Origin of the sequence: Citrobacter sp. Awk 2, assembly GCF_028069815.1 — a bacterium.
GTDB lineage: Bacteria > Pseudomonadota > Gammaproteobacteria > Enterobacterales > Enterobacteriaceae > Citrobacter.
Genome location: NZ_JANEWL010000037.1, coordinates 16003 through 36310, shown reverse-complemented (window position 1 = coordinate 36310; position 20308 = coordinate 16003). Strand labels below are relative to the sequence as shown.

Genomic DNA, 20308 nt, shown 5'->3' with positions numbered 1-20308 from the left:
AACTTAACTTTAGTCAAGCAATAACAATAAGTTAGAGCATCATTGATTGCATTAATAGAATGTTTCAGGGACAATAAAAAGCTGTTCTCCATTTTAAATTCATGCAGGAGGCATGATGGAGCAGCTTGATAAACAGGTCATACCCATTCGTCAATTACTTTCTGTTAAGCAATTAGCGATTCCGAGTTACCAGCGCCCTTATCGCTGGAATAGCAAAAATATAGCTGACCTTTTTGCCGATCTGGGATCGCACCGCGATAAAACGGCCTATCGACTAGGCTCCGTTGTTTTCCATAAGCACTCGGAAGAAGAAAAAACGTGGCTGGATATTGTTGATGGTCAACAACGAACCCTGACCTTAATGCTGGCAGTCAAAGCATTGACAGAAACTCGCCTGCACAACCTCAAACGCAAAGACCTGGTCGAGCAACTTACCAAACTCAAACCTGATGTCGATGCTTTTATGGCACGTCAGCGTTTTGCCAGTCTGGATTCACAAGCCAATCTTCGACGTAATTACCTGGAGTTACTCAGGCTTGTTGAACGCACCGAGTTCAGCGAAGAACTTATCGACTTTATGCTGAACCGCTGCGAAGTTGTCACTTTCGTGTTGAATGAAGTTTCAGAAGCATTTCAGTTCTTCGATTCACAAAATGCACGCGGTAAAGATCTGGCTCCCCACGATCTACTTAAAGCCTTCCACTTACGTGAGTTTTCCTCTGATGAAGCTGGGCTAAAAGCTGAAGCCGTCGCTCACTGGGAGAGGATGCCTAGCGAAAGGCTGGCAACGCTCTTTGCCAATTACCTGTTCCGGGTTCGTCAGTGGGCAGAGGGTAAATCAGCCCGCTTCTTTGGCAAAGGTGAAGTTGACCTGTTTAAAGGGATCAATATTTCTCAGATCGCGCATTTCCCGTATGTGAGTTCATTGCGGATCGCCCACCACTATGTCGATGATTACAACAGTCAATACCAACGCAAAATTGACGGTCAGAGCCTAAGTTTCCCCTTCAGTCTGGATCAGATGATCATCAATGGCCGCCGTTTCTTTGAAATGGCCGAACATTATCAAAAGCAGGTCGCTGTTATTATCAACAGAGAAAAAGATGCTGATGAGAATAAGCCAATTACGCTATTGAATGAGGTGCTGGAACCCTGCGCAAGTAATATTCTATACACCCTGAACAGCTATGTCAGGCGCACCCGCACTGGCGATCGCTATGTCCGGGCGATGTTCGATTGCGCACTGATTTTTTATATTGATAAATTCGGGACTCAGGAACTGTCTTTGGCGATAGAAAAATGCTTTATCTGGGCATATACCTGCCGTATCGGTCAGCAGGTGGTTCAATTAGCTACCGTCGATAACTATGTGCTACATAACAACCTACTACGTACTATCCGTGATGCACGCCACCCCAAAGATCTACATGCTTTCCCCCTGCGCACGCTCGGCATCCAGGATAATAAAAATAATCGCAATGGAACTGAAGATGAGCTAATCATGCTATTCAGGAAGATGAGATATTATGAGTAATTCCCACGTACGGCCTTTTTTTATAAATGATTTACTTAGTGACCGCGCAAAATATTTGATTCCAATGTACCAGCGTAATTACGCCTGGGGCCAGGGCGAAATCACTCAGCTTTTACAGGATGTGCTGGATTATCAGAAAAAATCCGCTTCCGCCAGGCATCCGCAGACTTATTACATCGGTACATTAGTGGTGTTTTCCCGGGGGGATGACTGCTATGAAGTTATCGACGGGCAACAACGCTTTACAACGCTCTCCCTACTTGCTAACTGGCTGAAATGCCACGCAGATAAATCTGTTGATATGCAGTGGTATCAAAAACTCAATCTCACTTTCGAAAGTCGCCCTGTCTCTACCCTCACCTTCGAAAAGTTATGGCAAGGCGTAGATGTGCAACATATGCGCGGTGACGATTACAACGAAGGTTTGATCAGAGGTTACGAAATGATCGGCAAAGCGTTGGCTGAGCTTCAGCTTAAAGGCCGCGCGTTGAAGGTGTTTTGCAAGTATCTGTTCAATCACGTGCAGATTTCTCGCATCGAAGTGCCCGCAGATACCGATCTTAATCATTTTTTTGAGGCGATGAACAATCGCGGCGAACAACTCGAAAAACACGAAATCGTCAAAGCGCGTCTGATGAATGTCCTGAATGGGATTAGGAATACCAAAGAGCGACACAAAAGTCTTGATACTCTGGCGAGGGTATGGGACGCGTGTTCGAATATGGAACGTTACGTCCAATACGGTTTTACGCCAAAAGAACGTCAACAACTGTTTGGCAAAAAGCATATACATCAATTTAATCCAACCAGTTTCTCCAATTTGGTTGAATTGCTGGATCAAGCTGGCTCATTTCCAGATACCGACGCCACAGAAGCACAACATCAACGCCAGGGGCAAACTCTGGAAGAAATATTGTGTGACACTCGTCTGGATAGTACCCTCCAGCAAGAGGAAGACAGTGCAGGCTCAGAGCGTTTTAACAGCGTGATAAATTTTTCAAATTTCCTTCTTCATGTACTCCGTCTTGTCAGCAGAGACCCAGGTACAACTGAGGGAGTGCCACTTGATGACAAACAACTTGTAGAGCAATTTGAATCACGCCTGCTGAAGCAGGAAAAGCCAATCGCCGCGGCAAAAGCTTTCATTTATAGTTTACTGAAATGCAAATATCTTTTTGATCGCTATATTATTAAACGAGAATTCACTCAGGGCACAGACGGATGGAGCCTGAAACGCTTATATCAATACTCGCCCCAAAGTGTAGGTTATATTAATACCTTTGATAATAACGAGGGAGAGTTTGAGGATATAAACCGCCAGGTCCTGATGTTACTATCAGCTTTCCATGTCTCAACACCAACGCTGGTTTATAAACACTGGCTCAATGGTGCGCTGACATATTTGTTTGATGAGCACAGCCCGGAAGATGAAATTGATGCTGGAGACTATCTGGCTTATCTTGAGAACATGGCTCGCCGCTTTGTCTTTATGAGATTTTTAGCCCAGGATGAAGCTGCATCATATTACAATATGATTTTTGGTGATGATGATGTTCTTCCAGAAATCATCTGCGACAAACGTTGGTCGCAGGCTATCAACGCTAAATTACGATTCGGGACTATCGAAAATAACTTTGTTTTTAACTATCTTGACTATCTACTGTGGAAAAAACAAAACACGAGTAATGATATTGCCCGCCGTTTTGAGTTTACCTTCCGAAGCTCGGTGGAACATTTTTATCCTCAGCACCCTATAGATGGTCATCCCAAAATGGATGAAGAGCAGTTACATGCTTTTGGGAATCTCTGCCTGATTAGCCACAGTAAAAACTCGCGGCTAAGCAATTTCCAACCCCAGCAAAAGAGAGAGCATTTTGAAGCCAGCCTAGCTCGAAAAGAGATCGACAGTCTGAAACTTCTGGCGATGCTCGAGTTGATGAAGCGCAATAAGCAGTGGGGTGAGGAGGAGATTATCAGTCATGGTAAGGAGATGGTAGCGCTGCTGGCCGAGGAAGTGGAAGAGATGTATTAATGCAGAAAGCCGCTCCCGGCAAGGTGTCGCGAGCGGATATAACATTGTCGGCGTATTATGGCGGAGCGGGCATCTATGGCGTCATGCTTTCATTATTTATCAATGTTGCCAGGCGCTTAATCTGTTGTCCTTCGCTATCAAAATTACGCTCATCAAGCCAAAGAGTGAACGCTTCGCGTAGCGCCGGATATTCACTATCAATGATTGAATACCATGCGGTGTCCCGATTACGCTGGTGTACGACAACAGCCTGACGGAATATGCCTTCAAAAGTAAAACCAAAGCGCGTGGCTGCCGCACGAGAAGGCGCATTAAGCGCATCACATTTCCATTCAACGCGACGATACCCCAGCACCTCAAAAACATAGTCTAACAGCAGCGACATGACCTCCGTTGAAACCCGCGAACGTTTCATGCGTGATGAATAGGTCACCCAACCCACTTCTATTACGCCATTCGATGTATCAATGCGCATAAGTGCCAGCGTGCCGACAGCCTGCATGCTGGCCAAATCGATTACGGCAAAATGCATGGGGTCGGTCTGCGCCGCAATCGTCGTTAAATAGCTTAAGAAAGAATCAAAGGTCGTGAATGGCCCTGACGCGAGATAGGTCCAGTCGCGAGAGTCAGGCGTATCGCAATAGGCGTCATAAAGCGCCTTTGCGTGGTGTTCGACGTTAATACGCTCAAGTTTGCAATAACGACCGGTGATGTGCTGAGCCGTGGGAAGTCGCGCACCTTGCCAGTCCGGTAACCCTAAACCAACGGGTTGCTGGAATTCATTAAACGTGGATGACATGCTATTTACCTCTCATAATAGAGTGTCAAATGACAGCAGAATAAGAGACATCTGACGGGGTAAAAAGAACCACAATGGATGTTTTTAACAGATCCACATGACAATGCTATACCCAACTCCAGCACCGTATTGCTTATCCACAATTAAAAAATACCGATCATGCAACTGTTGTGGAAATAAGAAATACTGCCATTAATGACATTATTACGCGCATCGCTATCAGCATCAAAGCGACGTTACATGGCATGGGCAAGACGACGAATACCCTCAACAATAACCTCTGTAGGGTGATTCGCAAAACCGATCAAAATCCCCTGCCGGGAGATACCCCCATGATAATAATGACTCAATGATTGAATCCCCATCCCCAGCATTCTGGCTTTCTGTTCGACCTCATCGCCGGTCACCCCGTCATGCAACCAGCAAACAATATGCACCCCAGAATCAGAAGGCTGGACGGTCATTTTATCGGCAAGATAGCATTGAATAGCATTGACCAACGCCGTTCGCCGCTCGTAGCATGCCTTACGAACCCGTCGCACATGGCTGGCGTAATGTCCTTCTTCAATAAAACTCGCCAGTACCGCCTGCTCAAGATAACTGGAGCCAATATCGGAAAAATATTTTGTCACGATAAACTGTTCTTTTAATCCTGGCGGGACAACTAAAAAACCTAAACGAAATTCTGGGTACATCATTTTTGAAAATGTCCCTGAATATATTACCCGTTGATGCTGATCTAATCCCTGCAAGGCTTGCAAAGAACGTGCGGCATAACGAAATTCACTATTGTAATCATCTTCAAATATCCATGCCCGGTTAATCCGAGCCCATTCCAGTAGCTCAAGTCGTCGGGATAAACTGAGGGGCCCGCTAAGTGGGTACTGATCGGAAGGAACAACATAGGCCAGTTTCGCATGAGGGAAATGATCGATGCCGTATTGAACATTCATTCCTTCGCTATCCACTGGTACAGGTCTCACCATTGCCCCTGTTGACATAAATACCCCGCGCGCGCCTTTATAACCAGGGTCGTCCAGCCAAACGTCATTTCCTTTCGTAAGCAACGCTCGGGCAGTAATATTTAACGCCTGCTGAATACCGTTGACGATAATGATCTGATCTTCACTGCAGTTAACCCCTCGCGTCGTTTTCACGTAGTGACAAATTGCTTTCCGTAAGGGATAAAAACCGCAGGGGCTGGTATGAGATCCGAGTTGATGCCGGGATTGTCTCCAGACTCGTCCCAGTAACTTGCCCCATAATGAATGAGGAAAGAGATCGGTACAGCCCACACCGACGGCGAACAGACGGTTCATTTCACGCCCTTCAACATCGCCAGACCATAAACCGCGAACGGATACGATATCCGCATTTAGCTGCCCATCAGCGGGCAGTTCACCGCCTTGCAGCGCTTCAGGATAGAGCCCGCTGATGCTGCGGTCAGGAAGACTTGGCGTGACAAAGGTTCCAGCGCCTTTACGCGTCTGAATATACCCTTCGTCTAACAGTCGGTCATAACCCGCAATTACCGAGTTCCGTGAAATTGACATCATCTCGGACAGGCCACGGGTTGAAGGTATCTTTGTCCCTGGCGGCAGACGACCTTCTACGATTGCGTTGCGTAGCGCATGGTACACCTGTTCCTTAATAACGCCTTGCTCTAAAAAAAGTTCCTGAAATAAAGGTGCACTATTTTTTTTCATTGCACTCGCTCTTACGTTAAAAGTGGATCCTGGAAATATATGCAAAGTGTCTCTTTGCGGTGGCTTAAGCAATATTTAGGATAACCGCCATAGAAAACCACTCTGACTAAAATTATCAGGAGACCTATGAGTAACCCAAACACAACTGCGCCGATTACCATCGAACCCGTCACCCAGCAAGACTACGCGGGCTGGCTGCCGCTTTGGATAAATTACCAGATTTTTTATCGTACTGAAATTTCAGACAAGGTCACACAATTAACCTGGGGTCGTTTTCTCAATCCTGTGGAGCCTGTTTTTTGTGCTGTCGCAAAATCTGACGGTAAAATTGTCGGTCTGGTGCATTATCTCTTTCATCGCTCAACATGGGCAGAGTCTGATTATTGCTATCTGGAGGACTTATTTGTTAGTGAAGAAACCCGGGGCAAACACATCGGCAAGCAGCTTATCGAGTATGTTCAAAAGCACGCCCGCAAGCGCCATGCTTCAAGATTATACTGGCACACACATGAAACAAACCTCCGCGGTCAGCGCCTTTATGACTGGGTTGCCAGCAAGAGTGGGATGATCGAGTATCGTATGTAAAATAGATAACACCCATTAAATCGGGTAGTTTTCTGTAAACATCCCCCCTAATGTACCTTAATTTTTCAACACATCGTCTGCGGCTGTGTTTCGCAAAGCCGCAGAATCTGAAATTGTCCGATTTCCGAGGCCAAATACCCGCTACGCTGGGAAGTGACATATTCGTATATATTCTAAATTATCCATCAATAAAAACATTACTTTTCAACATACTGCACATATCTTATTGCCCATGCGTTTTATTTCTACATAAAATTGCCCTACACTTATTTCTACATCTCTATATTGCCGGAGCGACCTCTGAACACCCGCCGGGTTGCATTGGTGCGGCATGAGTTAATATATCAGTAAATATACTTTCTCATACTTTTGGGTGATAGCAATTTGACTCACTGGCGATCAGGAGGTGCTTGAGGAACTGGGTAGTAAAATAATAGCGTAACCAGGCAGGATATTTCCCCCAACGTTAAAAGCATCATTTTCACACACAAAGGAGAAAAATAGGGTGCCGGAATAGCAACTTACGCTGCCCTTCTGGTCGTAAGCGAAGCATTTGATTGATGGTGTAAAGTAAAATGAATCAAATACGAGAGTCATTACACAATGTTGTTTTCCCTGATATTATGCCCGACTCATGGCCTTATCAGTCCTGGTGTTCACCTGCAGATATTGATACCGATATCACCTGGTATTCTTTTACTGAACTCGATTTAATCCTTGATGTTTGGCCAGGAAAGGACTCGCTGATCCCTGTCAGGAAGACCGTTTGGGGGTTCGTTTACGAGAATGAACCATTGGTCCAGATCAATATTAAAGATGAAATTGCTTATGTTGCAGTCAATCGAAGATTTTATTCATGGGTCATTATTGTGGCTGGCATCTACAATTTAAACATCAGCCTCGACTTAACGACCATATTTAAACACACCGCATTAGCTGATACGGCTCTTTGTATTATCGCCAATAGAGTTGACATAAAATCAGCAGATATATCACTTAACACAGCAAAATCTTTTATGAACTTCATTTTTTTCCATGAACTGGTTCATCTCACCTGCCGCCAGCATGAGTTGAGTAAGCATAACGGCAATCTGTTTCCCTACATCAGAACGATGGAATTTATTGCCGATTTTTTAGCCTTCGAAAACACGCTCATACCATTAGCCTATGCAGATAGCCGGCAAAAACAAAACGGGGATCTGCTGGCAAAAACATCCCGCTGCCTTGGCTTTGTCATTGCATCCTATTTTATTATCAAGACCAGGCAAATGAGCTATCTCAATCAATACCCAACCATGAATGAACGGACCATTTTATTGTTGAGTTATATATTAACACCCTATTTAAAGCGGAGTGAACGCGTCGGTATACTACTCAAGCATGAAGCCAAAGGAATAATGGACGCCTATAGCAGACGAGAAAAGCTAGGCTTTACTATCAACAATAATGACTTCATCATTACCCCTGAAAATACCGAGTGCCAATGCAATTGCTCTAAATGCAGTTCATTCACCAAAGAGGTATATAAAAGAGCCAGGCCATTAAATTCCGAGGTTTTAAATCACCTTGACGTTTATACAAATTGTTTCCCTAATAACAATGTTATACGCACCTATCCCGATCTGGGTGAAATAAACAGTAAGACATCTTATTTTTGCAGTTTAAAAAATCCGCTATTGTTTTCCTTAGAGAGAACGATTAAAGGTTTAATTTAACAGCATAACGATAAATCCTGTGACTCTGGAACAGCAGAGCCACAGGCGTTTGATACTAATCAGGCTTTACTAGGTATTGCACCTACGGCATGTGAACCTTTTACGGTCAACGTCACCACGGCGGAACATAACAGTGCGGCGATCATAAAGATAAACGCGCTGTTGTAACTTCCGCCGCTGCTTTGGATTAGCCAGCCAATAATCGGCGCAGAAACTACCCCCGCCATCTGACCGCCAAAGTTAACGATACCGGAAGCCCGCCCCATGATATTGCTGGGGATGGTATCCATTAAAATGCCCCAAAATGTCGCCATGGCAAAGAACATAAACAACGCAGAGATACACTGATAAACCACCGCCATATCCGCGCTACTCACGCTGAAAGTCAGATACAGGAAGCCCGCCGCAATAACCGACGTCACGACATACAACGTTTTGCGCATCGGTTTGAATTTATCTGAGCAATATCCGCCGATTAAGGTCCCACCGGCACCAAACAGGAACGGAATTGCCGCCATCACCCCCGTCTTCGCCAGCGAGAATTCACGCACGGTAATCAGGTAGCTTGGCAACCAGGTTGAAAACCCCCAGAAGGTGATATCAAACAAGAACCAGATACTGGCCATCTGCCAGAGCACCGGCATCCTGAGCACGTCTTTAAACGCGATAGCGCTCGTGTTTTGCAGGCCCCCCTGATCGTCAGCAGCTAAATCGGCCAGATCCTGTTGCGTAATTGCAGGGTGATCTTTCGGGTTGTCACGCGTAAATAAGTAGATACCCGCAGCAATAAACAGGCCCGGAATACCCAGCACAATAAAGACCATGTGCCAGCCAAACGCTCCGATAATACTTGCAGCGACCACCACCGCCAGTGCGGGGCCTAAGGTATTTACCGTTGACTGAATTGCTGTAGCCCGACCGCGCTCTTTCGAAGGAAAATAGGTGGAAATCATTTTCCAGGAAGCCGACGGGAAGCACCCTTCGCCAATACCGAAGAAAAAACGAACAGCCAGCATCAACGGCAGCGTTAATACCGCACCGGTTAAGCTGGTGAAGACAGACCACCAGGCAATACCAATGGCCATAATTTTACGTGAGCCAAACTTATCCGCCAGTAAACCACCGGGGATTTGGAACGCGGCGTAACCAATGAAAAAGGCGCTAATAATTAAACCTTGTTGGGTTGTATCAAGATTTAAATCTTTGCCGATATAAGGCAACGACACACTCATGACCATTCTGTCGAGGAACGAGAGTAGCCACGCCAGCCAGATTAATGTCAGGACGGTATATCTTGCTTTCCAGGTCTTAGGTTTACCTGAAGGTAAAGATGTTTGTAGGTTCATTGTGATGTCCTTGGGGTGTAGTGATCTACCGCGGCCAAAAATGGTCGCGATAGATCAATGCGTGTTTAGCGTTATTTATTAATATTGTTTTCTGATAACAGTACCGCTACAGGCATAACTTTCCGTGCCATTAATTAAGGCAATGCGTCCATTAACCATCACAATTTCAATCCCTTCCGGATACTGATTAGGTTCAACAAATGTCCCCTTATCCGCAATAGTATTAGGATCGAACATCACAATATCCGCCGCATACCCTACCTTCAGTAATCCGCGATCCTGCAGACCCAACACCTCAGCGGGTTTGCCTGTCATCTTGCGGATTGCCGCTTCCCAACTCAGGCATCCTTCTTCACGCACGTATTTACCCAGCACCCGCGGGAAGGCGCCAAACACACGTGGATGTGGTTTACCCGCGCCCATCAGTCCGTCCGTGCACACATTCTGTTCCGGCCGGCAGAGAAACTTAATGACGTGCTCTTCAGTACCGTAGAAATCGACCATGCCGACGGCGTTTTCTTCTTCAAACAACAGATCGAAGGTGGCGTTGTACGGATCTTTACCGCGCAATTCCCCCAGTTGAACAAGGTTCAGACCAACTGCATCCTGATTTTTCTCTGTCTTGACGCTGGTGACAAAAATCTGATCCAGACCTGCAAAATCAATGAAGTTATCCCAACCAGGAATGCCCTGCTGGATATCCTCTATCATTTTGGCGCGCAATTCAGGCGAGGCCAGACGCTCAAGTAATTTGTCCGTCCCGCCGGAGTGGACCCACGGTGGCAGGATCACGCCGAGCATGGTGCTTCCCGCCACGTACGGATACTGGTCGTAAGAGATACGGATCCCCTCTTCCTGGGCCTGCTCCAGCATGCCCAGCATCTGGTCAATCAGCCCCCAGTTTTTCTTCCCACAGACTTTCATATGTGAAATATGCAACCAGACGCCGGTGGCTTTGGCGATATCGATCAGTTCCTGCGTTGAACTGATGATATCGTCAGCCTCACTGCGCTGGTGTACCACAAAGATCCCGTCATATTTCGCCGTGACTTTGCACAACTCAATCATTTCGGCGGTATCACCAAAAGCACACGGCATATAGATAAGCCCAGTAGAAAGACCAAACGCACCGGCTTTTAGCTCACGCTCAAGGACTTCACACATCTTCGCCACATCTTCACGTGTGGAAGGGCGTCCATCCAGGCCCATCGCTTCCATGCGTACGTTACCGTGTGGCACCAGATACGCCAGGTTTGTCGCCGGATGTCGGGATGCCAACAGGTTGAGATAGCCGTCCGTGTTTTTATATTTCCAGTCAATTTTGTCGGTGTCGCCGTCCAGCCCGGCAATATTTTTACGCCATGCCGGAATATATTCCTCCGGCAATGGTGCCAGCGCTACGCCATCCTGCCCCAGTAACTCGGTAGTAATCCCCTGACGGATTTTCGCTGACAGCGCAGGATTAATAATGGCTGACAGGTCAGAGTGTGTGTGAGTATCAATAAAGCCCGGACAAATAATTTTCCCTGTTGCATCAATAACCTGTTCATTGACACCCACATCAATTTGACCAATTTCGACAATATGCCCTTCATCAACCATTACATCGGCAATTCGGCCGGGATTACCCGTTCCATCAATCACATTTCCGTTTTTAAAAATGGTTTTCATCGTTATTCTCCATTGCGGTGCCGCGAAGCAGCACCACCTGTAAGGTAAGAGGTCTTTATCTTTATTTTTTAACGGCGATAGAGTGTCTGGATGATGCTGTAATAGCCGCTGGCCGAGCCGGTCAACTGATCGATCTCGATATACTCGTCGATGGTATGCGCCAGGTTTTCACGCGACGGCCCAAACCCGATGGTTTTGATCCCCGCTTCCCCCGCGTAGTGGCTGCCGTTAGTGCAAAATGAGTACTGAGTAATCGTTGGCGAGAAACCCGCTTCGCGAACGCCCGCCAGAGCGGCCTGCACGAACTCGTCGGACTCGTCATAAACCCATCCAGGGAAGAAACGCTCACCCTCAATGGTGGCTCCGGTATAGCAAGACTCCTTGCCAACGGCGTAAGAGACGCAGGCTTTGAACTGCGGGTCCTGGGCGGTTAGCTCCGCAAGTGCATTTTCCAGTGGCGCAATAACGCTTTCTTTGGTTTCGCCCACCAGCAAGCGGCGGTCGTAGGTAGCGCGGCAGTAATCCGGCACCACTGATGCGCCTGGGTATGGCGACGATTTAATGTCTGTCAGTTCCAGGATACCAGGGCCAAGCACCGGGTGGGTTGGCGGAGTGATGGTGCGAATTTTGTCGATCAACTGCGCCATTTTGTACACCGCGTTAATTCCTGCCTGCGGGTTGGCGGAGTGTGCTGGCTTACCAAAGGTTTCAACCACAATTTCAGCACGACCACGCTGACCGATTTTCAGATTCAGTTCAGAAGCTTCGCCAATGATGACGTAATCAGGCTTATAGCGCTCACTGACCAGACGAGCGGCAATGCCTTCAAAACACTCTTCATGAACGATACAAGCGACGTAGATTTTCCCGGCGAAATTGCGCTGATTATCCTGGCCGAAAAAACCTACGGCGGAGATCATCGCAGCAACAGCACCTTTCATATCGGTAGTGCCACGGCCATAAATCTTACCATCGTCAATATCACCGCCGTACGGGTTGCGGGTCCACTTCTCTTCGTTCACCGGCACAGTATCGATATGCCCATCCAGAACCAGCGTTTTCCCCGGCTGATTTCCCACAATACCGCCGACAATATTGCCGTATTTATCAACATGGATGTCGTCGAATTGGTAATGCTGCATCATTATTTTTATGGCATTTACCACGTCCCCTTCCTGACCGGAATAGCTTTTTTGCTGGATCAGCGCCTGACAATTTTTAATAACTTCTTCAATACGGGTTGCAGATAACATGGGTTTCTCCGTTAGTGCTCTCAATCAGGAAATTATTTATTGATGCCCGGGTACTGACCGCCCCAGACAATATCCAAATATTGTTGCGGGTCGGTATCACCTTCGGTACTTATCAGCAACACGCGGGAATGCTCATCCAGGCCCAGTTGCTCACGGGTTGGTGCCAAATCCGGAGAGGTCATCAACAGCGCCAGAAGACCTGTCGTGACGGCCCCAGATTCACCTGAAATAATGTGTGGGTCGCCCGCCAGCGGATTACCCAACATACGCATCCCCAGCGCCGCGACTTCATCAGGGCAGGAAGCAAATGCGGTGGCATAATCACGCAGTAACTTCCAGCCAATGCTGTTTGCCTCACCGCAGGCCAGACCTGCCATCACGGTCTGTAAATCGCCACCTACCGCAACAGCATCCCCCTCTTTTGCACGGGCTGAACGATAGAGACAGTCAGCAATTAGCGCTTCAGCGACGATCACTTTCGGACGATTTTCGCCCCACGCGGCCGTCACCATCCCCTGTACCATTCCCGCAAATGACCCCACACCGGCCTGGACGAAAACATGCGTCGGAGCAACCTGATGGAGCTGATCAATCGCCTCCAGCATCAGCGTGCCGTAGCCCTGCATAATCCACAGAGGGATCTTTTCGTACCCTTCCCAGGCCGTGTCTTGTACAACGATCCAGCCATACTTTTGCGCCTGATCCGCGGTCATGCGCACGGCATCGTCATAGTTCATATCCACGATTTCAGCGGTAGCGCCTTCATTGCGGATTGATGCCAGCCGCTGCTGTGAAGACCCTTTCGGCATGTAAACCACCGCATTTTGCTTTAACTGGCGTGCCATCCACGCCACGCCGCGCCCGTGGTTACCGTCGGTGGTGGTGGCAAATGTCACGGTCTTCAGGTCATGGCGTACTGCTTCACTGGTCATGACATCAAACGGTAATTCGCTGATATCCTTCCCCACTAATTCCGCGATATGGCATGCCATCGCGTAGGCGCCGCCCAGCGCTTTGAACGCTTTCAGGCCAAAACGCTGAGACTCATCTTTGAGGTAAATATTTTTTACGCCCAGTTTTTGAGAAAGTGCCGGCAGCGTATACAGCGGCGTCGGAGCATATCCCGGAATAGACCGATGAAAATTCAACGCTTTTACCAGTTCCTGGCGACTAAAGGGTGCCAGCGGTGCGTTAGGGTGTTCGGTAAACGGCGTCTGGTTGATAAAAAATGATAAGTTTTTCTGCATCATAAAACCTCATTGTCCTGGTAATTCATTCCCTGTAATCGGTGTAATACAGAGTTATTTACGCTATCGGTAATCCATAAGAGCAAAATGCTTACCAGCTTTTTAGAAAATGAGGAAATGCTTAGAAATAATTTAATAAATACTTTTATTTCAATACATTAAGAAATTTCTAAAGTTAACAAGGTAAAAATAGTCTGCGTTAGTTTATCGTCTGATTTTGATAAATTCTCATAAATGAGAAATAGTGTGATCACGAAGGATAAAATCAAAAAAACATACAAAAACAATGCGGTAGATTGATTTTTCGCAAATCAATTTTGCGATGATTCGCCTATTTATCATTTTCATTGAGAAATGAGACACCTTACCGGAGAAGTATCATGATTTCAGTACTGAGCAATATTCAGGATGATATATGCAATTATGCCGATGCTATTTCTGGCATTACCGGGACTGATGTAGAAATCATTGATGAATCTTTAATGCGCATTGCTGGCACCGGTAAATACCGACATATGCTCAATGAGAACGTGGCAAAAAATGGTTATATCTATCGGCATGTTTTGCAGGTCCGTGAGACGGTATTGATCAAAAACCCCGGTGAACATCCTCTATGTCAGCTGTGTGAAAAACACCATTACTGCTCTGAAATGCTGGATTTGAATGCCCCTATTTTTCTCAATAACCGTGTCATTGGGGTGATCGGTATTATTTGCTCCACGCAAATACAGCGTGACACCTTGCTTAGCCAGATCGATAAATTTGTCACCTTTATAGAGCAAATTGCCGTCATGATCTCCAGTAAGGTCTTTGAATGCCTGGAACGCTTACGCGCGCAGGAGACACTCGGCGCCTTTCGTCGTCTGATTGATGCAATGGATCGCGGCGTTGTGGCCATTGATGGCAAGGGCCGCATCTGGCATGCCAACCATTCAGCAGATCGCATACTTAACCGTGAGGTTCAGGGATTACCCCTGACCATTGAAACAACCGGAGACAGCTTGTATGGCGATGAGGAAGCATGGCTGACGCTTGAAGGGCAAAAACACCATGTGCTGTGTAAACAGATCTCGCTCTCGTCACTGGATAACGACCGATTAACAATGGTTATCTTTCGCGATGCGCACGACTACCTGAGCACGATTGCCCCCTCGCCATATGAGTCTGATACACAGGTACGTCTGATTGGCCATTCCCCCTCAATGGAACAACTCAGAAGTACCATTGGCAAAATCGCCAACAGCTATGCCAGTGTACTGATCACCGGGGAAAGTGGTTCAGGTAAAGAAGTTGTGGCATTTGCCATTCATCAGAGCAGTCCGCGCAAAGCCGCCCCCTTCGTGACCATCAACTGCGCCGCTATCCCTGAACAACTCCTGGAAAGCGAACTGTTTGGCTACGTACGCGGCGCATTCAGCGGTGCCGATCCCAAAGGACGAGTGGGAAAGTTTGAGCTGGCCAATGGGGGTAGCCTGTTCCTCGACGAGATTGGCGATATGCCACTGCATTTGCAGGCCAAGCTGCTCAGGGTACTGCAGGAAAAAGCCATCACCCGTGTGGGGTCCAATAACACCATCAATATTGACGTGCGGATTATTGCCGCAACCAACAAAAACATCAGCGCGATGGTCGAGAATAATCAGTTTCGTGAAGATCTTTTCTATCGCCTGAACGTGGTGCCATTGGTTCTCCCTTCCCTGCGCGAACGACGGGCGGATATCGCCGTCCTGGCACAATATTTTGCCGATGAATTTTCGCTAAGCTACCAGCGACCGCCGCAAAAACTTCCCGATGATGTTATTAACCGTCTTTATGCCTGGCACTGGCCGGGCAACATCCGTGAACTGCGCAACGTCATCGAGTACATTTTTGTCATGCGCGGAGAAGCCGCCGGGATCAATGCCAGCCATCTTCCCCCTTACCTGCTTACCGCAGCCGATGGCAGAAAAAGCACAATGATGGCGCAACCTCGCCAGCTTGCCCATCAGGGTAAACAAGCTGAAAGAGATGCCATTGAAAACGTTATACAGCGATTTGGTTCAAGCGTTGAAGGTAAGAAACAAGCCGCGACAGAATTGGGGATCAGCATCGCCACGCTGTACCGAAAAATAAAACTGTACGGGTTATGATTTCCCCTGCGTCCGCCACGGGCAGTCAATGCCTGATGGCGCTGCGCTTATCAGGCCTACGTTTTACAGGCTTTAGTAGGCCGGATAGCGCGTCAGAGCCGCCATCCAGCAGGTACAGCAAAGTGCCTTATGGTTGAGCGCTTTTAAAATTAAACCTCGCCATTCCCGCTATCTCAGATCGGCAATCAACAGGCACAGGATCTGAGTTTTTGGGAATAATTTCGCGAAAATGGAGAGAAAACGGTGATTTTTTTCGGTTAAGCTATGTTCATGCTTTGGCGCTACCTCATGGTCAAATTCACTTTTCAGGAACCAACCCGTAATGGCTAAAAGTATTCCGCAGCTGCCACATGATCCCCATATGTGTCGCAGCTATGAAAAAAAGACTCGTAGCCCACTGGCACTCTATTCAGAGTATCAGCGTATGGATGTCGAGTTGCGGGAGCCGCTGGCCATGACTTACAGTCACTGGCATGGGCAGGTTGAAGTGAATGTGCCATTTGATGGTGATGTTGAGTACCTGTTCAATGACGAAGTAGTACAGAGCAAGCAAGGCTTTATCACACTGTTCTGGGCGTGTACCCCCCATCAGCTCACGAATGCAGGGCACTGTAAGCAAATGGCTATCTTCAACTTGCCCATGCATTTATTTTTGTCCTGGCCGTTGGATAGAGAGCTGATTAATCACGTGACGCACGGCAGGGTGATTACCTCGTCGGCATCCCAGCAGCTTAGCGCTTTTGAGGTTCAACGTTGGCAAAATGAACTCAACAGCGATAACGAACAGATTCGTCAGTTAGCCATTGATGAAATCGCCCTGATGCTCAAGCGGTTTAGCCTCTCAGGCTGGCGGACAGTATTGGGAAACCAAACTGCACGGACCCAGAAGAACAGCATTTCGCGGCATTCACAATTTTACGTCAGCCAGATGCTGGAATTTATTGCCGCCAACTGTGACAAACTGCTGACCGTCGAGGCCATTGCCGATCACGTCAAACTTAATCCTAATTATGCAATGGGTATCTTTCATCGCGTAATGCAACTAACGATGAAACAATATATTACGGCGATGCGTATCAACCATGTACGGGCATTACTCAGCGACACCGATAAAACCATTCTGGATATCGCGATGATTGCGGGTTTTCGCTCCAGCAGTCGATTTTATAGCTCATTTCATAAATACGTCGGTATGCCGCCTCAGCAGTATCGCAAGCTCAGTCAGCAACGCCGAAATCATCCACCTTATGCGGAGGGATAATTGACTATAAAATCTATCTCTTATTTTACTGCTGAAATATGAACATCATAACAGCAGGCCAGAACAGATCGCCTGAAACAGTTAATAAAATAGAGTTCAATTATCAACTCACGTAACTACGCCATTCTGTAATTGATTGGCCTGTAGCAGGTATTTCTTTGGCTTGTTCAACCGTTAACGATTGGGATGGAATTATGGAACAAAAGAGCTGTACCTCACACTACAGAAAAAAACTCTCTTTCTTCTGGTCAGTATTACCGATGGTGATCATGCTGGGCGGGATTAGCATCGGATATTTTATATTCAATATTCGCGCCGAACCTATGATCCTGATGGGAACGGCAGCCGCTTCATTTATCGCCATTGCTCATGGTTATACATGGGATGATATTCTGCAATCGATTTGCAATAAAATATCAGAAGCACTGCCAGTCATTCTGATTGTCGCCAGTATCGGTTTTTTGATTGGCTCCTGGATGGTATCAGGTACCATCCCGATGATGATCTATTATGGTTTGAAGTGGATTAACCCCCAGTATTTTTATATTTCAGCCTTTATGCTGGGTGCATTAATTTCAGTGTGTACCGGCACGTCGTGGGGTTCCATTGGTACCGTCGGAATTGCCATGATTGGTGTAGCCATTGGCCTTAATGTCTCTCTACCCATCGCCGCCGGCGCCATTGTTTCAGGGTGCTGGTTTGGCGATAAACTCTCGCCTGTCTCTGATTCAACCAATATGGCGGCGCTGGCTGCCGGTGTAAATCTGTACTCCCATATTGGCCATTTGCTATGGACCACCGGCCCGGGATTTATTATTTGCTGCGTGGTGTATAGCTATATGGGTATGGGCATTGATGCCTCTGCCAGTGCACCAGAAAATATCACTCATTTAATGAACGCTATCGGCCAGATTTATCAGTTCAACCTTCTGTTGTTGCTACCACCGATTATAGTATTGTACGGTTCACTGTCGAAAAAACCACCTATCCCGATGCTGTTTTTGTCCACCATCGTATCAATGATTCTGGCTCTGGTTTTTCAACAATTCAGCGCATCTTCGGTCGGCGAATCCGTGGTCAGCGGCTTTAAGCTCGCGATGCTCACCGGAGATCATATTCCTGCACTGTCATCTGATGTCTCACGCTTATTAGAGCGAGGCGGCGCAATCTCTATGTTCAGCAGTTTTGTGACCGTCTTCAGCGCCTTTAGTTTTGCTGGTGCCATGAGCGCGACAGGCTCCCTGCACACGGTCATTAACGCGCTGACAAAAGGGGTTAAATCAACATTCCGCTTAGTCGCTACCACCATTGTTACGACGTTCACCATTTGCGCCTGTACCGCCAATGGAACCTTACCGTTGTTATTGTGCGGTGATGCCTTTAAAGATGAATACAAAAAACGTGGACTGGCCGCGAAGAACCTCTCGCGAACTACCGAAGATGCCGGAACCGTTGTCGAACCTATTATTCCGTGGTCTGCTTCGGGTGTTTATTGCGCCACTATGCTGGGCGTGACAACTCTTGATTACCTTCCATGGGCAATCCTCTGCTACAGCGGCGTTATTTTTGCCCTGCTATGGGCGGCAACGGGTATCGGTATTGCTAAATATGAACCAAATGAAGCTACAGAGCATATGGTTGAGCAAAAATCATAGGCTAATACGCAGATAAATATTAGCTATCACCAGGGTAAATTTAATATATCAATTAGATATACATAAACATTCTGCGCTTTTTGCGTTGCGTAAACTATTTTCAGAGACTTTCCAGGAGTTAGCAATGTCTTTGTTTGATGATATTGTCACAAGGGATGTTAATTGTCGTAAATACGGCCAATTACAACAAATGTACGGTACCAGCGATGTATTACCACTGTGGATTGCGGATATGGATTTTGTTACGCCAGAACCCATCCTGAATACATTACGCACAGTAGTAGAGCAGCCTGTTCAGGGCTATAACCTGGATTATCCGCAATGGAAAGAGTCCGTTATCCAGTGGTACGCAAAACAGTATGATGCCGAGCTTAAATCGCACTGGCTGCATTTTGTTCCCGGCGTCATAAAAACTATTGTCATGTCTTTGCTGGCACTTACCCGCACGGGAGACAATATATTAACCTGTACCCCAATATATGACCCCTACCCTAACCTGGTGAAAACCAGCGGCAGGCATTTACTCCAGACCCGTCTCATTGAAAAAGACGGTTGCTATGAATTTGACTGGCGAGATTTCAGCGAAAAACTTAAACAGTGCAAAATGTTTCTTTTTCCCTCGCCACATAATCCTGGTGGAATGGTGTGGTCACGGGAAACGCTTGAAAAAATCAGCCACTATTGCCAGCAGGCGGGCGTCATCATTCTCTCCGATGAAGTGCATAGCGACTTAACTCTGCCAGGTAAGCAACACCTGCCCCTTTTTACCCTCGATGACGCAGCAGGAAGTCAGTCAATCGTACTGACCTCTGTTAGCAAGACCTTCAACACGGCGGCGATCCAGGGAGGAATAGCCATTATAAAGAATGATGAACTGCGTCACCGGTTCTATCATTTTCTCGATAACTGTTATCTTGCAGAGACTCACTCACTGCAACAGGCAACGATTTATAGCGCCTATACCCATTGCGGTGACTGGCACCGGGAATTATTAGCTTATCTGGCTGATAACGTGGCATTTGTTAAAAGTGAAATCGAAATGCACTGTCCGTTGATCTCAATTGTCTATGGTGGCGCATCCTATCTGCTCTTTCTGAATGCTGAAAAAATGGCGCTTAACGAGACGCAGCTAAGCGATTTTTTTGTCCATGAAGCCAGACTCGGCCTGTCGCCGGGGTCACAATATGGCCCAGGCGGAGAGGGGCACATGCGTCTGAACGTTGGCTGCCCGCGCGCCGTCCTGGTGGACGCAATGAACAGACTAAAAACGGCATACCAGAAACGGCAGAACATGTAACGCAGACCGCTACGCTTGCCCTGCACCGTCAGGGCAACATTGCCCAAAGATAGTGACCGAACTGCTATAAAGTCTTTC

Annotated in this window: 14 protein-coding genes; 8 read left to right on the top strand and 6 right to left on the bottom strand. The window is 47.1% G+C overall.

The window, feature by feature from the left end; all coding sequences use genetic code 11:
* Positions 1-115: 115 nt before the first annotated feature.
* On the top strand, positions 116-1534 hold the full coding sequence (locus NNO02_RS11540; RefSeq protein ID WP_271454856.1) for a DUF262 domain-containing protein: 1419 nt from the start codon (positions 116-118) through the stop codon (positions 1532-1534).
* The gene (locus tag NNO02_RS11535; RefSeq protein ID WP_271454855.1) at positions 1527-3566 is read left to right on the top strand and encodes a DUF262 domain-containing protein; all 2040 of its coding nucleotides are present in this window, start codon (positions 1527-1529) and stop codon (positions 3564-3566) included. Before NNO02_RS11540 ends, NNO02_RS11535 begins: the two co-directional genes overlap by 8 nt.
* Positions 3567-3639: 73 nt before the next feature.
* On the opposite strand, the gene NNO02_RS11530 is transcribed toward NNO02_RS11535, so the two are convergent.
* Positions 3640-4365, bottom strand: a complete 726-nt coding sequence (locus NNO02_RS11530) for a GNAT family N-acetyltransferase (protein WP_271454854.1) — start codon at positions 4363-4365, stop codon at positions 3640-3642.
* A 236-nt stretch (positions 4366-4601) separates the two neighbouring features.
* On the bottom strand, positions 4602-6071 hold the full coding sequence (pdxR, locus tag NNO02_RS11525) for a MocR-like pyridoxine biosynthesis transcription factor PdxR (protein ID WP_271454853.1): 1470 nt from the start codon (positions 6069-6071) through the stop codon (positions 4602-4604).
* A 126-nt stretch (positions 6072-6197) separates the two neighbouring features.
* Between pdxR and NNO02_RS11520 the strand changes: the two genes are divergently transcribed.
* Positions 6198-6656: a GNAT family N-acetyltransferase gene (locus NNO02_RS11520; protein ID WP_137383621.1), complete on the top strand. Its 459-nt coding sequence runs from the start codon at positions 6198-6200 to the stop codon at positions 6654-6656.
* A 575-nt stretch (positions 6657-7231) separates the two neighbouring features.
* Entirely contained in the window at positions 7232-8371 is a 1140-nt protein-coding gene (locus NNO02_RS11515) for a hypothetical protein (RefSeq protein WP_271454852.1), read from the top strand.
* Positions 8372-8430: 59 nt separating this feature from the next.
* Here the strand turns inward: NNO02_RS11515 and NNO02_RS11510 are convergent, their stop codons facing one another.
* The 4 genes from NNO02_RS11510 to dpaL form a co-directional block, all read right to left on the bottom strand.
* A complete protein-coding gene (locus tag NNO02_RS11510) occupies positions 8431-9717 on the bottom strand; it encodes an MFS transporter (RefSeq protein WP_121584944.1) in 1287 nt (428 codons plus the stop codon).
* Positions 9718-9795: 78 nt separating this feature from the next.
* Positions 9796-11388, bottom strand: coding sequence for an N-acyl-D-amino-acid deacylase family protein (locus NNO02_RS11505; protein ID WP_137383618.1), 1593 nt, complete (start codon positions 11386-11388; stop codon positions 9796-9798).
* Positions 11389-11456: 68 nt separating this feature from the next.
* Positions 11457-12641: a YgeY family selenium metabolism-linked hydrolase gene (locus NNO02_RS11500; RefSeq protein ID WP_271454851.1), complete on the bottom strand. Its 1185-nt coding sequence runs from the start codon at positions 12639-12641 to the stop codon at positions 11457-11459.
* 32 nt (positions 12642-12673) lie between these two features.
* Positions 12674-13888 (bottom strand): diaminopropionate ammonia-lyase, encoded by a 1215-nt coding sequence (gene dpaL, locus NNO02_RS11495; RefSeq protein WP_271454857.1) that lies wholly within the window; start codon positions 13886-13888, stop codon positions 12674-12676.
* Between the two features lie 380 nt (positions 13889-14268).
* On the opposite strand from dpaL, the gene NNO02_RS11490 reads away from it, so the two are divergent.
* The 4 genes from NNO02_RS11490 (at position 14269) to NNO02_RS11475 (ending at position 20230) form a co-directional block, all read left to right on the top strand.
* Complete coding sequence (locus NNO02_RS11490) at positions 14269-16017, top strand: sigma-54 interaction domain-containing protein (RefSeq protein ID WP_271454850.1); 1749 nt, start codon at positions 14269-14271, stop codon at positions 16015-16017.
* A 322-nt stretch (positions 16018-16339) separates the two neighbouring features.
* Positions 16340-17278 (top strand): transcriptional regulator MelR, encoded by a 939-nt coding sequence (gene melR / locus NNO02_RS11485; RefSeq protein WP_271450322.1) that lies wholly within the window; start codon positions 16340-16342, stop codon positions 17276-17278.
* Between the two features lie 194 nt (positions 17279-17472).
* Positions 17473-18933, top strand: a complete 1461-nt coding sequence (nhaC, locus tag NNO02_RS11480; protein ID WP_271442503.1) for a Na+/H+ antiporter NhaC — start codon at positions 17473-17475, stop codon at positions 18931-18933.
* A 124-nt stretch (positions 18934-19057) separates the two neighbouring features.
* Positions 19058-20230, top strand: a complete 1173-nt coding sequence (locus NNO02_RS11475; RefSeq protein WP_271454849.1) for a MalY/PatB family protein — start codon at positions 19058-19060, stop codon at positions 20228-20230.
* The last annotated feature ends 78 nt before the right edge of the window (positions 20231-20308 follow it).